Origin of the sequence: Brevundimonas sp. UBA6550, from assembly GCF_002434505.1 — a bacterium.
Taxonomy (GTDB): Bacteria; Pseudomonadota; Alphaproteobacteria; order Caulobacterales; family Caulobacteraceae; genus Brevundimonas.
On sequence record NZ_DJKE01000005.1, the window covers coordinates 163,028 to 176,426 of the forward strand.

Annotated in this window: 14 protein-coding genes; 8 read left to right on the forward strand and 6 right to left on the reverse strand. The window is 68.0% G+C overall.

Annotated features, from left to right (window positions below):
• Positions 1 to 105 precede the first annotated feature (105 nt).
• Positions 106 to 648: a methyltransferase family protein gene (locus B3Z70_RS04890; protein ID WP_292044925.1), complete on the forward strand. Its 543-nt coding sequence runs from the start codon at positions 106 to 108 to the stop codon at positions 646 to 648.
• A 51-nt stretch (positions 649 to 699) separates the two neighbouring features.
• On the forward strand, positions 700 to 936 hold the full coding sequence (locus B3Z70_RS04895; RefSeq protein WP_174086278.1) for a hypothetical protein: 237 nt from the start codon (positions 700 to 702) through the stop codon (positions 934 to 936).
• A gap of 302 nt (positions 937 to 1,238) precedes the next feature.
• Here the strand turns inward: B3Z70_RS04895 and B3Z70_RS04900 are convergent, their stop codons facing one another.
• Positions 1,239 to 1,481 (reverse strand): helix-turn-helix domain-containing protein, encoded by a 243-nt coding sequence (locus tag B3Z70_RS04900; protein ID WP_174086279.1) that lies wholly within the window; start codon positions 1,479 to 1,481, stop codon positions 1,239 to 1,241.
• 481 nt (positions 1,482 to 1,962) lie between these two features.
• On the opposite strand from B3Z70_RS04900, the gene B3Z70_RS04905 reads away from it, so the two are divergent.
• From B3Z70_RS04905 to B3Z70_RS04920, 4 genes are all read left to right on the forward strand, one after another.
• Complete coding sequence (locus tag B3Z70_RS04905; RefSeq protein WP_174086280.1) at positions 1,963 to 2,451, forward strand: RNA polymerase sigma factor; 489 nt, start codon at positions 1,963 to 1,965, stop codon at positions 2,449 to 2,451.
• Between the two features lie 8 nt (positions 2,452 to 2,459).
• Positions 2,460 to 3,446, forward strand: a complete 987-nt coding sequence (locus B3Z70_RS04910) for a FecR family protein (RefSeq protein WP_292019424.1) — start codon at positions 2,460 to 2,462, stop codon at positions 3,444 to 3,446.
• A gap of 91 nt (positions 3,447 to 3,537) precedes the next feature.
• Positions 3,538 to 6,489: a TonB-dependent receptor gene (locus B3Z70_RS04915; protein WP_292019422.1), complete on the forward strand. Its 2,952-nt coding sequence runs from the start codon at positions 3,538 to 3,540 to the stop codon at positions 6,487 to 6,489.
• Between the two features lie 6 nt (positions 6,490 to 6,495).
• Positions 6,496 to 8,877 (forward strand): S9 family peptidase, encoded by a 2,382-nt coding sequence (locus B3Z70_RS04920; protein ID WP_292019420.1) that lies wholly within the window; start codon positions 6,496 to 6,498, stop codon positions 8,875 to 8,877.
• On the opposite strand, the gene B3Z70_RS04925 is transcribed toward B3Z70_RS04920, so the two are convergent.
• The 5 genes from B3Z70_RS04925 to B3Z70_RS04945 form a co-directional block, all read right to left on the reverse strand.
• The gene (locus tag B3Z70_RS04925) at positions 8,775 to 10,526 is read right to left on the reverse strand and encodes an asparagine synthase-related protein (RefSeq protein WP_292044836.1); all 1,752 of its coding nucleotides are present in this window, start codon (positions 10,524 to 10,526) and stop codon (positions 8,775 to 8,777) included. The two genes, B3Z70_RS04920 and B3Z70_RS04925, sit on opposite strands and share 103 nt — an antisense overlap.
• 1 nt (position 10,527) lies before the next feature.
• Complete coding sequence (locus tag B3Z70_RS04930) at positions 10,528 to 11,184, reverse strand: lasso peptide biosynthesis B2 protein (RefSeq protein ID WP_292044838.1); 657 nt, start codon at positions 11,182 to 11,184, stop codon at positions 10,528 to 10,530.
• A gap of 91 nt (positions 11,185 to 11,275) precedes the next feature.
• Positions 11,276 to 11,401: a hypothetical protein gene (locus tag B3Z70_RS04935; RefSeq protein WP_292023730.1), complete on the reverse strand. Its 126-nt coding sequence runs from the start codon at positions 11,399 to 11,401 to the stop codon at positions 11,276 to 11,278.
• Between the two features lie 92 nt (positions 11,402 to 11,493).
• Positions 11,494 to 11,619, reverse strand: coding sequence for a hypothetical protein (locus B3Z70_RS04940; protein WP_280513207.1), 126 nt, complete (start codon positions 11,617 to 11,619; stop codon positions 11,494 to 11,496).
• 69 nt (positions 11,620 to 11,688) lie between these two features.
• Positions 11,689 to 12,252: a GntR family transcriptional regulator gene (locus tag B3Z70_RS04945; RefSeq protein ID WP_292023728.1), complete on the reverse strand. Its 564-nt coding sequence runs from the start codon at positions 12,250 to 12,252 to the stop codon at positions 11,689 to 11,691.
• A gap of 235 nt (positions 12,253 to 12,487) precedes the next feature.
• Between B3Z70_RS04945 and B3Z70_RS04950 the strand changes: the two genes are divergently transcribed.
• Both B3Z70_RS04950 and B3Z70_RS04955 read left to right on the forward strand, forming a co-directional pair.
• A complete protein-coding gene (locus tag B3Z70_RS04950) occupies positions 12,488 to 12,982 on the forward strand; it encodes a helix-turn-helix domain-containing protein (protein WP_292044840.1) in 495 nt (164 codons plus the stop codon).
• Between the two features lie 81 nt (positions 12,983 to 13,063).
• Entirely contained in the window at positions 13,064 to 13,324 is a 261-nt protein-coding gene (locus B3Z70_RS04955) for a helix-turn-helix domain-containing protein (protein WP_292023723.1), read from the forward strand.
• Positions 13,325 to 13,399: the final 75 nt, after the last annotated feature.

The following is a 13,399-nucleotide window of genomic DNA, read 5'->3' on the forward strand; positions in this document are numbered from 1 at the left end:
ACCGCCCGCGCGGAAGGAGCCACGATGTCGACCATTCAAGCCATTGACCTTCGTCGCGTGCAACTGATCAGAAAGGGCGTCCTCCTGGTCGGCATTGTCGCCGTGATGGCCCTGGCGGCGATCAGTGAGACGATCGGCGGCGAAACGGCCTTGCACGAAGGTCTCGGGACCTTCGGCATCGCCGCCATCGTCGTCTGCATCGTCGGCCGCGCCTGGTGCTCGCTCTATATCGGCGGGCGCAAGAAGGCCGAGATCGTCGATCGCGGGCCTTATTCGATCACGCGCAATCCCCTCTATGTTTTCAGCTTCATCGGCGCCTTTGGCATGGGCGCCCAGACCGGCAGCCTGGCGATCTCCGCCTTGTTCGTGCTGATCGCGGTGATTGTTTTCGTCGCCACCGTCAAGCGGGAGGAGGCTTGGCTCTCAGCCGCCTTCCGACCGACCTACACCACTTATCTCGCTCGAACGCCGCGCTTTTGGCCAGACTTTCGCAAATGGCGAGATCAGGACGTGATCGCGGTGCGGCCGCGGTTCTTCCTCACCACCCTGCGCGACGGCCTGATCATGTTGGTCGCCTTCCCGCTCTTCGAGGGGCTAGAGCATCTTCAGCACATCGGCTGGATCCGCGCCATCGTGAATCTGCCCTGAGAAAGCGACCGATGGACTGTCGAGCCTCACCCCCACGGAAGGAGTGATCCCTTGGCGACTTCCTCTGACACCGTCCAGTTCACGGTCATACGGGGCGACGGCGACTGGCGCGTCTTGCGGGACGGCCAGGATGCCGGCCATTTCGATTTCAGTGTCGACGCCATCGAGTCCGCCTTGGTCCGGGCGACCACGCTCATCGACCGAGGCTCGAACGTCGAGGTCTTAGTCCAGGACGCGGCCGGCCAATTGCGGCACGTCGATCCGATAAGCGGCACAGTGTTGCACTGAGATTCGACAGGTCGAGGCGCCATGAAAATGGCCACGCAAAAACATCAATGGGCTTGGGCGGATCGGCCTAGCTATCGGCACCCTGGCCTGATCGGCAGCGCCGAAACGACCCGGAACCCCTCGTGCAGGACATGTTGTGCAAAGACCCTCGTGCATCGACGACGCTCGGGATGTAGGAAGAGCGTGGCGGGTTCCGGGAACGATAGGCGCCGATCGAGAGCCAGGGGACGCGCAAGCGTCGGCGGCGATCGGCGGCGAAACGCCGGGCTTCCTCACAGAAGTTCCTGGCCCGCCCCCTCTCCTCATCCCGGATCGATGAGACCCAGCCGAACGGCGGACGCCACGGCCTCGATCCGGGTCCGTACCCGAAGCTTCGAGCAGACCTTCTCCAGGTAGCTGTCCACGGTGCGCGGCGACAGGGACAAGATTATCCCGATGTCGGAAGAGCTCTTCCCGCGACAGACCCACTGAAGGCATTCCTGTTCGCGCGAGCTCAGGGAAACCACGGGCGACGCACGATCCGGATCTTCGGAGACAGCTTCCATACTACACCACGGGTTGTCCTACTCCTTCCGTACACGGCGGGTTTAGAGGCGCGCAACGTCGATCAATTGCGGGTCGCCCGCAGGTTTCTTGCGGTCGCGGGGAGCCCCCGGCGCTTGAACCCCTGACAGCCTCCGCCTACAGCGAGGCGTCGGGCGCCGCGAGATAGGGGCACAGCTTGAGCCGGGGTTCGTCGCTGACGGAGGCGGCGCTGAGCGCTGAAGTAACGGGCCTCGTTCGCAGAGGATTCCAACGCCCGACCCCTCCCACTTGCGTCGGGATTCCGTTTGATTCATGTTTCGCCGTCGGCGTTCGCGCCGATAGGGGCCTGGAATCCCCTGTGCGATATCAAATCATCGACGGCTGTCGCTCTGAGCGTACGCCGGTTGCCGCCTTCTGAGGGCGCGCCTGGGCGCGCCTGCCCGGAATCGCGCGGCCACGCCGGGATTCCCGTCCCTCTCGTCGAGAGGTCGGAGATCTGTGGTGACCGATACGAAGCAGCTAGGGGTGGAGGCGCAGGACGGGATCAATCGTCTCTATCGGCGATACGCCGCCTGGCTGGATCGTCGGTTGCGCCCTCATATCGGCGCTGACGCTGCGGCGGATGTGGTCCAGGAGACCTACCTCAGGGCGGCGCCCTACGCCCTGTCGGACATCCGGCATCCAAAGGCGTTCCTGCTTCAGATCGCCCTCAATCTGGTCCGCGATGAAAGCCGAAGAGAGGGCCGGCGCCGCCAGAGCCAGGCGCTCCAAAGACCTGCCGAGGCCGAGGCCGCGGCGCAGTTCGACCACGTCCTTCTCGAACAGGTTATCCGGTCCATGCCGCAACTCTACCGCGACGTCTTCGTCTTGAACCGCTTTGGCGGTATGACTTATCCGGAGATCGCCCTGTCGCTCGAGATCAGCGTTAAAACGGTGGAATGGCGAATGTCCAGGGCGCTCGAGTACTGCGCGTCTCGGCTGAACCTGTAGGCAAACGGATGATGATCGAGGCTGAAGCCGACATCAGGCGCAAGGAAGCCGCCGACTGGTTCAGCAAGTTGAACCAGCGCAAGGTCACGACCACCGACATCAAGGCGTTCAGCGCGTGGCGGCGGGACCCCGAGAACGCGCGCGCCTTCAGCCGTCTCGAAGCCATGTGGGACGCGGCCGGAACGCTCGCGCAAGGCCCCGCGATGGCCGGGCTCGCTGATGAGGCTTTGGGGCGGGTCGAGAAGGCGCGCCCGCGTCGCCGCATGCGCGACACCGGCCGTCTCATCCCGCTCGGCGTCGCGGGCGCGCTGGCGCTTGTGATCGGCGCCGGAAGCCTGACCTGGTGGTCCCTGCAGCGGCCGGACGCCTACGCCACGGCGATCGGCGAACAACGGACCGTGCGGCTGGAAGACGGCACCCGAATCATCCTCGACACGGACTCCCGGGTCACGGTTCGCTTCACCGACGCCCGTCGCCTGGTCACGCTCGCCGCCGGACGCGCCATGTTCGAGGTCGAGGGCGACGCCGCGCGGCCCTTCCTCGTCCAGGCGGGCGACACCGAAGTCACCGCCATCGGCACGCGGTTCGATGTCCGGCGATCCGAATCAGGGGCGCGTGTCGTCTTGGTCGAAGGCCGCGTCGACGTCCACAAGCCGTCTTCAGCGACCGCCCAGTGGACCCTCGCGCCCGGCCAGCAGGTCACCACCTCGGCTCCGACGCCCCGGGTGCTCGCGGTCAATGTCCCGGCCGCAACCAGTTGGACGGACGGGCGGCTCACGTTCGAGAACACGCCGATCGCCGCGGCCGTGGCGGAGGTGAACCGCTACAGCGCCAAGCCGATCGAGCTTCGCGATCAACGCGTTTCGTCGATCCACGTCAGCGGCGTCTTCAACGCCGGGGATATTGACGGCTTCGTGGCCGCGCTGCGTGACCTCTATCACCTAGAGGCTGTCACGGCGGCCGACGGCCATCTGATCCTCTCGGGGCCGGCGTGAAAATAATCTGCGTCCGGACTTAGGGGACGCACCGCGACCCAACGTCTCCTCCCCGCCCCGCAAAGCCGCGGGTAGAAAAGAGGGGGAAATCATGGGTCAAGAGTTCACTTCAACCGCGCTTGCAGCGCTCATGCTGGGTGTCGCGACGCCGGTCATCGCGCAATCGACCGAGGCCGTCCGGACGTTCAGCATCGGAGCCGGTCCGCTCGAGCGCAGCCTGCCTGTGTTCGCCCAGCAGAGCGGTCTGCAGATTCTCTATCCCAGCGCTCTCGTGACCGGCCGACAGGCCCGCGCCCTCACTGGAGACTACACGCCTGAGGCCGCGCTCGGGGAGCTCCTGCGCGGGACGGGCCTGACCTATCGCCGGAGCCGTCCGACGGTCTTCGTGCTCGTGGATCCCTCGGCCCGCGCCGAGGCCGAACCGGAGCCCACCCAGCTTGAGGAAGTCGTGGTCACAGGCACCTATTTGCGGGGCGCCGACAGTCCCTCGCCGGTCACCGTCATTACCCAGGACGACATCGCCCGGCAGGGTCGCGCGACGGTCGCCGAGACGCTCGCCGCCCTGCCCCAGAACTTCACGGGAGCCGCCTATGAGGGCTCGGCCGGTACGGGGGCGGACCGCACGAGCCGCAACTCGGCCTATGCGACCGGCGTGAACCTGCGGGGTCTGGGCGCGGACGCGACCCTCGTCCTGGTCAACGGCCGGCGCATTGCGGGCACAGGCAGCGCCGGCGACTTCTCGGACATCTCCAATCTTCCCAGCAGCGCGATCGCGCGGGCGGACGTTTTGCTCGACGGCGCTTCGGCCCTCTACGGCGCGGACGCGGTGGGCGGCGTGGTCAACATCATCCTGAAGTCTCGCTTCGACGGCGCCGAGACCCGGCTGCGCGTCGGCGGCACGAGCGACGGCGGGGCTGAGGAGACGCTGCTGTCCCACAGCGGCGGCTTCAACTGGTCGAGCGGCGGCCTCATCGCCGCCTATGAGTTCCACGACCGGGGCGAGTTGCGCGCTGCCGACCGTCGTGCGACTGCGAATGCGGACCTGCGTCCGTTGGGTGGCTCGGACTGGCGCTTCACCTATGCGGCCCCGGGCAACCTCATGGCGTTCGATCCGGTCAGCGGATCCTATGAACCGGTCTACGCCATCCCTCGCAACCAGAACGGCGTCGGCCTCACGCCGGGAGACTTTCGCCCCGGCGAGGTCAATCTGACCAACCAGATGGAGGGCCTGTGGAGCCTGCCGCACCAGCGCCGGCACAGCCTGTTCGTGGCGGGCCGGCAGGAGCTTCCACGCGGCTTCAGCCTAGACGGCGACCTTCGCTACACCGACCGGACCTACAGCCAGGATTCGGTGGCGGACATCGGCATTCTGTTCGTGACGCCGGACAACCCTTTCTTTGTACCGGTGGCGGGCGAGCCGTACCAGGAGATCGCCTATTCCTTCATCAACGACCTGGGACCGGGCCGTGATGAAGGCTTCTCCCGCAGCGTCGGCGGCGCTGTCGGGATCACGGGCGAATTCGCCGGCTGGAACTTGGCGGCCTATCTGAGCGGTGGTCGCGAAACCACCGGCCTCACGGCCTCGAACCGGGTGCAGACGACAAGGCTCGACGAGGCCCTGGGCGCCACGCCGAACGATCCATCGACCCCCTTCAACCCGGCGGTTGACGGCTATTTCAACCCCTATGGTGATCCCGCCGTCCATAGCTCGGCCCTGTTGGCCTTCATCGGGTCCGGCTACCTGCGGTCCGAGAACATCAGCACGGTCGGCTCCTTCAACCTCAAGGCCGACGGGGTCCTCTTCGCCCTACCGGGCGGCGACCTGCGCTTGGCGGTGGGCCTCGACTATCGCCAGGAGCGCTTCGAAACCTCCGGCGAGAATTTCATCTCCGGCGCGGCGCCGCGCATCGCCGCCCCGACGACGTTCGAGCGCGATGTCTCGGCCGCCTTCGTCGAACTGCGCGCCCCGCTCGTGGGGCCCGACAACGCCAGGCCTGGCCTCCAGCGACTGGAGCTGTCGCTCGCCGGTCGTATCGAGGACCATGAAGGGATCGGCCAGACCAGCAATCCCAAGGTCGGCGTCCTCTACAACCCAACGCCCGATCTGCTCGTGCGCGCCAGCTACGGCACCTCGTTCCGCGCCCCGTCGCTAAGGGAGTTGAACAGCGCCTACCGGCTCGGCCCGGTCTTCCTGGACCGCGCCGGCTCCAATGTGATCAGCATCGTCCAGTATGGAGGCAACCCCGACCTCATCCCGGAGACTGCGGAGTCGTGGACGGCGGGCTTCGTCTGGACGCCCGCGGCCGCCGAAGGGCTGCGAATCGAGGCCGGCTGGTTTCGGACAACCTTCGAGGACCGGATCGCGAACCTGGTCGCGGAGAACCTGATCAACGCGCTCAACGACCCGACCCTGGCCCCCTTCATCCGCTATGTGAGTCCCGGCTCCAACGCAGACGACCTGGCCTATGTCCAGTCTCTTCTCAGCCACCCGGGCAACTTCAATCCGAACGTTTTCCCGGCGACCGCCTACGGCGCCGTCATCGACAACCGGTACGTCAACGCCTCCGCCTTGGAGGTCGAAGGGCTCGACCTTTCGACGCGCTATCGCTTCACCCTGGGCTCGGACGACATCTCGCTCGACGCGACGGTGACCCATCTCCTGACCAACGACCGGACGGTCACCGCTGCATCCCCAACCGAGGACCTGCTCGGCGCCCCGAACTTTCCGGCGCGCTGGCGGGGCCGCTTCGGCGCCCAGTGGCTCCGGGGTCCGCTCACGCTCGGCGGCGCCCTCAATCATGTCAGCGGAGGACGCGATCGGGTCAACGGTCGGGGGATCGACGACTGGATCACCATCGACGGCCAGGTCCGCTACGACCTTCAGAACGGATGGGGTGAAGGTCTTTCGCTCACCCTGAATGTGCTCAATCTGACCAATGAGGAGCCGCCCTTCTACGATGCGCCGGCGGGGATCGGTTACGACGCCGCCAACACTAATGTGCTGGGCCGGCAGATCTCCCTTCAGCTCGTCAAGCGCTGGTGATCGTCCATGCGCACGGTCGCTTTGGCCCTCGCGGGCCTGCTCGCGACGGCGTGCCCGGCGTTGGCCCGGCAAGAGCCGCTCACGGTGGATGTCATTCTGGGGCTCGAGAGCTTCGGACGGGTCGCCATCGATCCGTCCGGCGCGGTCGCCGTCTTTGAGGAGCGGCGCGCCCGAGGCGATCTTCCCCGCCATGATCTGGAGGCCGAAGGCGCCAACCGGTACGCCCGGCTCTACCGCATCGACCTCGATGCCCCGGGCCGTCCGCGACCGCTCCTGCCGATGGCGGAAGACACCGGCTATTCCCTCGGCGCCTTCTCGCCGGGCGGCCGGCGTCTGGCCGTGCTTCGGCTTCGGAACGACGAATGGCGGCTCGGGATCGTCGAATTCGCGACCGGACGCGTGGTCTGGACTGAGGTGGCGCCCGAACTCGGCCTGTGGGGCCGGTCCCTGGAATGGCTAACCGACGACACCCTCGTTGTTCTTGGCATGCCGGACGGGGCGCTTCCTCCGAGACTGGCCGGTCCCCGCGCGGAACAGGCGCGTCTGCTGGCGTTGAGGGCGGCGGCGACGGCTGGGTTTCCGGCCGCGATCACGGTGGGCGGGGACGGACCGCCCGAGGCCCTGTCGCCGCGACGCCTCTGGCGGATCGACGCCGTCACCGGGGAGGCCGCGGCGATCGCCGACGGTCCCTTCCTCGACCTCGAGGCCTCTCCGGACGGACGATACGCCGCGATGCTCCTGGATGGTCCCCTCCTGTCGCCGCCGTCCGCCGACACCGCGAGCGAGGTGCGCCGCGCCCGGGGGCTGGAGATCGTTGATCTAACAACCGGGGCCGCCGTCCGGCCGCCTGAGACCGGCAACATCTCGACGAGCCTGCTGGCTTGGTCGCCCGCCTCCGACGCCCTTCTGGTGGCGACGATCGGCGACGAACCGGCCCGGCTTTTGACCGTGGCCCCGGACGGCGCGACGCGGGACGTGACCCCGGCCGGGGCGCACCCCATCACGCCGATCGACTTCCAGGGCATGGCGACGGCCGAGGGCGGTTGGCTGGGCGGCGTCCCGATCTTCAAGGGCCGCTCCGGGTCCCGCGAGGGCTGGTTCGTCGCCGGCGCCGACAGCCTGCCGCTCACGGGCCTGTCTCCGGACGCCCGGCTCGTCGCCGAGGGTCGCTCCTCGGTTCTGTTCACCAGCGGCGGTCGCGTCACGCGCCTTGGCGCAAGCGGCGAGCTCGCCGATCTCGGGACCGCCGCGTCGGTCGTAAACTCCCGTGGTCCCTTCGGATTGCGGGCGCAGAGCGGTCCGCTGAAGGCGACCTTCGCCGTGGTCGCGCGTCCAGACGGGCGACTGTGCCAGGTCTGGGCCGATCCTGAGGCGGAGTCCCGATGCGTCGAGGCGACGCCCGGGGCCGCGATCAGCTGGAGCCGAAAGATCGGCCTCGACCGGAGTGGGCCCGAGGAGGGACCCATCGTACTTCGCCTGCAGCGCGGCCAACGCCGGGAGGTGGTCTGGCGGCTGAACCCCGAACTCGACCGGATCGCGGTCGCGGCGCCCCGACGGATCACCGGCGTCGGCGGCGCGAACGGCTGGCTCTACCCCCCGCCGAACCCGATGGTGCCGCCGCCCGTGATCGTGGTGCCCTATCAGGGCGAGGCCTACCCCGCCCCGCCGTGGTGGATGCGGCGGGAGTCTACCAGCCTGTCCCTTGCGCCCCAGCTGATGGTCGCGGCGGGCTACGCCATCCTCATCCCGGACCTCCCCGCAACTCCGGAACCGGCGGATGGCCTCGCCCAGCGTATCCTGTCGGTCGTCGATGCGGCGGCGAAGGAAGGGCTGGTCGATGGGGACCGCATCGGCCTGTGGGGCTGGAGCTTCGGCGCCTGGTCGGCGGTGATGAGTGCGGCCCAGTCTCCTCGCTTCGACGCTGTGGTGGCGCTGAACGGGCCGATGAATTTCTCGACGGTCATCGGAGACGTCGGCTCGACCCTGCGGCTGGAAGGCGGGCATTCTCTCGCCGCGACGGCCAGCGCCCGCTGGCTGGAATCCGGCCAGGCCGATATGCGCGACGCCTACTGGCGGGCCCCGGACCGGTATCGCCGCAACAGTCCGTTTGAGCAGGCGGACCGCATCACCGCGCCGACGCTTCTGGTGGTGGGAGAGTACGACTTGATGCTCGGGCAGTCGGAGCAGCTCTACGGCGCTCTGCACCGTCTGAACCGCCCTGTGGCGCTGACCCTGCTGATCGGCGAGGACCACGGCGTTCAGAGCCCGGGCAACATCCGGCTCTACTACGACCAGGTCCGGGATTGGTTCGACCGGCATCTCAGGGGATCCGACAGTCCAGCCGCTCGCGCCAGCGACGCACCCAGGCCTCCGTTAGCGCCAGACTGAGCAGGTGGGAATGCCCGCCGCGCCACAGCAGGGCGTCGCGGGTTGAGGCGGTCCTCGAGGCCGGGAGCGATCAACCCCGCCTCCGCCAAGGCTCCGCCGAGCAGATAATCACGCAGGAAGTCGAGATGCCTGGCGACCGCGCCGCCATAGTAGGCGCCCAGTTCGCCCTTCGAGCGACGATCCAGGATCGAAGGTGGAAGGACGTCCGCGAAGGCGGCGCGCGCGGCGGCGCGGTCGCGTCCGCCCCAGGTCAGATCGACCGCCGACAGGGCCAGCCCCGCCTCCACCACCGGCTGGCTAAGCAGCGGATTGATGCAGGGACCGAGACGGTTGCGAACCGCCGGCCCCTGAAAGGTCTGACAGAAGGCCAGGGCGGACATCTGCAAGGCCTTGGCCGGTGGCACGCCGTCCAGATCGTCAAGCCAGGGATGCTCCCAGCCGGCCCGATGGCGGACCTCTTCGCGCCAGTCCTTGACCAACGCCGTCGGCCACAGGGGGCGCCGAAGCCAGCGCGAGAGCCGATGCAGGACCGTCCACCGCGCCCGACCTCGCCGCTCCCAGATCTCGTCCAGTCCGATCAGCAGGCTGGGCATCTGAAAGAAGACCGCGTCGCCGCCCTGCCCCGTCAGCGAGCCCCATCCGCCCGTCGCCTCGATCCGGTCGGCGATGTCGTCGTTGTAGTCTGGATCGATGTCGTTAGCGGCCGGCCGGAAGGCCTCGGCGCAGGCGGCCAGACGGGCGGCGTCGAGCCTTAGGCCGTCGCGCCGCACCTCTGTCAGGCTGAAGCCGTGCAGCCCTGCGACCGCGCGGGCGTAAGCCCTTTCGTCGCCCTCGGGCTGATCGACGTAGTGATTGACCCATTCAGCGACGCTGCGGCGCTGGTCGAGGGTCATGACGCCGGCCACGATGGCGGAGTCCAGGCCGCCGCTGACCTCGGCGATCCAGCGCCTGTCGCCCGCCAAGGCCCGCACGGACCGTTCCACTGTCCCTCGAAGGTCCGGCTCCGGACGCGAGGCCCGGTCGCGATACACCTCTGCGGGTCGCCAAATCTGGTGCGCCCGGTTGACGCCCTCCCCGACGACCCGCAGTTCGCCTCCGGCGACGGCCTGCAATCCGGTCAAGGCCAGCCGGTGCCGGTGCTCGCCGGGGCGCGCCACCAAGGCGGCGACCGCGTCCCAGTCCAGCGCGATCCCGTCTGGCAACCAGGGATCGATGACGGCTGCGGCGCTCGTCGATATCAGGGTCACCCCAGCCTTGCGCCAGACGACGCAATCCAGCGCGCCCGACGGATCGCGGATCACGGCGACATCCCCCTCGACCCGCCGGACCAGAAGGTATCGCCCCCAATGGTCTGAGCAGACGATGCGGGCGCGCGCCGCGTCCAGACGTCGGCATCCCAAGGCGCCTCGCGCTCGCAACGGCAGCGCCTGCCCCTCGCCGTCGTAGACCTCGCCGATCACCACGCCGTGTCCGTCGAGCCCCCGGGCGACCTCGAGCCGCCCGCTGGTCGGGGCGAACACCTGGATGAAGGGATCGTGGGACTTGCGCGACCAGCCGTTCCGGCTCAGGCGCTGCCGAACGGGCGCGACCAAGGCGTCGAGCGCGGCCGGGTCGTCGCCGACGAGAATGATCGCGCAGTCCGCTCCCATCTCAGATCACCATGATCGGCCGGTAGACGGTCAGGGTCTCCGGGGCCTCGCTGACGCACTGTTCGCCGATCTGTAGCCAACAGTGGGCGAGAAAGGGGAACGTGCGAACCCCGAACACCCAGTCCGCGTCGAGATCCGCCGCATTGAGGAAACGCAGCAGCAGTTCCGCTTGGAGAAGACAGGCGCCGGTCCAAGGCGCCAGCGGCAGCAGCTGACGGAACACTTCAACCCGCGCGGCGAGCGCGTCGGGATCCGACCGGCGCCGCCGCCGCCGGGCGTATCGCCGGCTAAGGTCAAGGAGCGTCGGCCGGCGCCGCACCACGTCGAGCCAGATGACGCCGAAGGTTGCGAGGTCCCGCAGGGTCGGCCGGATCGGCGGCGCGGGCGGAAGGCGCGCGGACCGCAGAGCCGGCGGCGGGACCCGGTCGTCCGGCGCCGACGTCGGATGCACCAGTTCCTCGGCGGCCAGACGAAGAAGATCGTCCATCGACCCCAGAGCGCGCCGTCCTTCGATCCGGAGATCGCCGCACTCCGGCAGGCACAGATAGGCGTCTGCGGCGAGATCGAGAAGGACTAGATCTTCACCGACGCGGACCGCGTGAATTCCCTCGGCGAGCCAGCCGCAGTCACCGTCATCGGCGCGGAGCGCATCGGCCATTCCTAGACCCTTCCTTGTTGCGGCTAAATTCGGCTAGTCCGCTCTGCGGCAGGCCCCGGCGGGGCCGTCCGATACGGACGGCCCCCTGGGCTCATTCCGGCGGCATCGTCCAGTGACGGGCCGGGTTCAACTCGGTGAACGGCCCCATCAGGATCGCCCGAGTCAGCCGACGGGCGGCCCCCAGACGCAGGACTCGCGTCGCGGTTTGGATCTTCATGGATCCCTCTCCTATGTCAGGATGGCCTCTTGGTGCGGCGTCCGGGGCAAGGCCGGGCCCGGACGTCCGGGCCGCCGAAGCGGCCCGTCCGATCATTCGCTGGGCGGAATGGTGTACTTCAGCACCGGGTTCAGCTCGTCGAATTCGCCGCGCGAGACCGCGCGGGTCAGGGTGCGGGCAGCCCCGAGGCGCACGAGGCGCGAGGTGCTCTTGGTCATGGTCGTCTCCTGTTTTGAAGGCCGACAAAACGTCGACGACGAACCATCAGCGCCTGAAAGCAAATCGATTCAAACTATATTTCGTGTATACTTCGACTGATCTGGATCGATCCGTCGGATCCGGGATGCGAGCCCCGTGGCGGCGGTCCGCCACCGCGCGTAGTAGGCCTCGACGTCGCTCCCCGGCACAGGACCGGCGGCTTTGGTCGGACCATTCAGGCGTCTGAGCGGCGCCAGGCGACGCCGCACGCGAACGAGACTCTCGACCAAGGGCTGATTGTCGCAGGCGTCGGCCAGGTCGTCGATCCACGCCTCGACCGCCGCGTCCGAGCCGTCCCGAGGCTGGGCGGCCGGCACGCAGAGCGCCGCAAGACGCACATGGGCGGCCTCCAGGTCCAGGAGGCCCAGAACATCCTCCAGAGGGGTGGCGCGCGTGAAATAACCCAGACCGCGGCGATCCTCGACGAGACCTTCGCCGCACAGGCGGGACAGGGCTTCGCGCACCGGGCTGGTGCTCAGCCCGAGCGACGCGGCGATGTCGACCACGGACAGATGCTGGCCGGGCGCGAGGCCATCCTCGAGCGCGGCGCGCAGGCTGGCAAGCGCCTGGCCAAAGGGATCGCGCTGCCTCACGACCGCCTGCGGCCCCGCCCGCAATGCAGATCGACGACCGGCAAGCTTCGGGGTGATCGCGTCATGGGCGCCTCCTATACTGATGTCCGCAAGAAAGTTGCGTGGTATCCGTAGCTTTTATGCTGTTGATCTTTCTAGGCTTTCATTTGACGCATCGCTAAGGCATTTTTCAACCTGTAGGGGTGCACTCGCTTCGTAGTCGTGTAGCGCCGAAGGCGAGGGAGTAACTGGAGACATGGACGCCCGACACACCCAGACGGCGAACGCGGTGCTCTCCTCCAGCCTGCGTCTGATCAGGTCCCACCGGCGGATGCGGGCCGCGGACGTCGCCCAGGGCATGAACATGGCGCTGCGCTCCTATGAGCATTTCGAGTCCGGCGCCGGTCGGATCAATCTCGAGCGCATTCACCGCTTTGCCGAAGTCACCGAGAGCGATCCGCACGGGATCCTCGCCGCCCTGGCCCTCGGGTCACCCGCCTTCGCCTTGCGGTGCGCCGACAACAAATTGGCGACAATCCTCGCCGTGGCGCTGCAGGAGTTCGACGAAGAGGCCGGAGACGCCATCGGCGATCTGGACGCCCGCACCATCATCAACGCCTTCACTAGAACCCTGAAGGACCTCGCCGATCAGTCCGTTCGACGCGACGCCGAAGCCGAGGCCTGGCTTGAACACCGCCGCGGACGGTTGATAGCGCCCGCCCGGGACGATGGGACCGGCGACGGCCCCTAGCACCTTCCTCCACGGTCGTAGACTTGCGGTCCGAGAGTCGCGGACTGGCGCGCGGGACAGGTTGCGCGGTTGGATTCGGGGATGAAAGTCGTCACGCCTCATCCCATCACCGCCTCCTCTTCCTGCGACCGTCTTTCGGCTCGCCAACGGGAATGTTTGGGCCTGGCGGCTCTGGGTCTGACCTCCGCCATGATCGGCGATCGTATCGGCCTGTCGCCCCGAACAGTCGACGAGCATCTCATGGCCGCCTGCCGGATTCTCGGCGTCCGGACCCGCGTACAGGCCGTGGCGCAACTGGCAGCCGCGCAGCGGCCGCCGGAACCGCGAACCTTCCTACCGTAGATTCCCGGCGGGAGGGTCGCGGGTCGCGGTCGTCGGGACTCATCGGTTTTGCTTGGGGCTCACGTTGGAGCCCGC

What these genes read in the sequence shown, in the direction of transcription:
- B3Z70_RS04890 (WP_292044925.1), top strand. Translation starts at nt 106, where the DNA reads ATGGCCCTGGCGGCGATCAGTGAGACGATCGGCGGCGAAACGGCCTTG.
- B3Z70_RS04900 (WP_174086279.1), bottom strand. Translation starts at nt 1,481, where the DNA reads ATGGAAGCTGTCTCCGAAGATCCGGATCGTGCGTCGCCCGTGGTTTCC.
- B3Z70_RS04910 (WP_292019424.1), top strand. Translation starts at nt 2,460, where the DNA reads ATGATGATCGAGGCTGAAGCCGACATCAGGCGCAAGGAAGCCGCCGAC.
- B3Z70_RS04915 (WP_292019422.1), top strand. Translation starts at nt 3,538, where the DNA reads ATGGGTCAAGAGTTCACTTCAACCGCGCTTGCAGCGCTCATGCTGGGT.
- B3Z70_RS04920 (WP_292019420.1), top strand. Translation starts at nt 6,496, where the DNA reads ATGCGCACGGTCGCTTTGGCCCTCGCGGGCCTGCTCGCGACGGCGTGC.
- B3Z70_RS04925 (WP_292044836.1), bottom strand. Translation starts at nt 10,526, where the DNA reads ATGGGAGCGGACTGCGCGATCATTCTCGTCGGCGACGACCCGGCCGCG.
- B3Z70_RS04930 (WP_292044838.1), bottom strand. Translation starts at nt 11,184, where the DNA reads ATGGCCGATGCGCTCCGCGCCGATGACGGTGACTGCGGCTGGCTCGCC.
- B3Z70_RS04935 (WP_292023730.1), bottom strand. Translation starts at nt 11,401, where the DNA reads ATGAAGATCCAAACCGCGACGCGAGTCCTGCGTCTGGGGGCCGCCCGT.
- B3Z70_RS04940 (WP_280513207.1), bottom strand. Translation starts at nt 11,619, where the DNA reads ATGACCAAGAGCACCTCGCGCCTCGTGCGCCTCGGGGCTGCCCGCACC.
- B3Z70_RS04950 (WP_292044840.1), top strand. Translation starts at nt 12,488, where the DNA reads ATGGACGCCCGACACACCCAGACGGCGAACGCGGTGCTCTCCTCCAGC.
- B3Z70_RS04955 (WP_292023723.1), top strand. Translation starts at nt 13,064, where the DNA reads ATGAAAGTCGTCACGCCTCATCCCATCACCGCCTCCTCTTCCTGCGAC.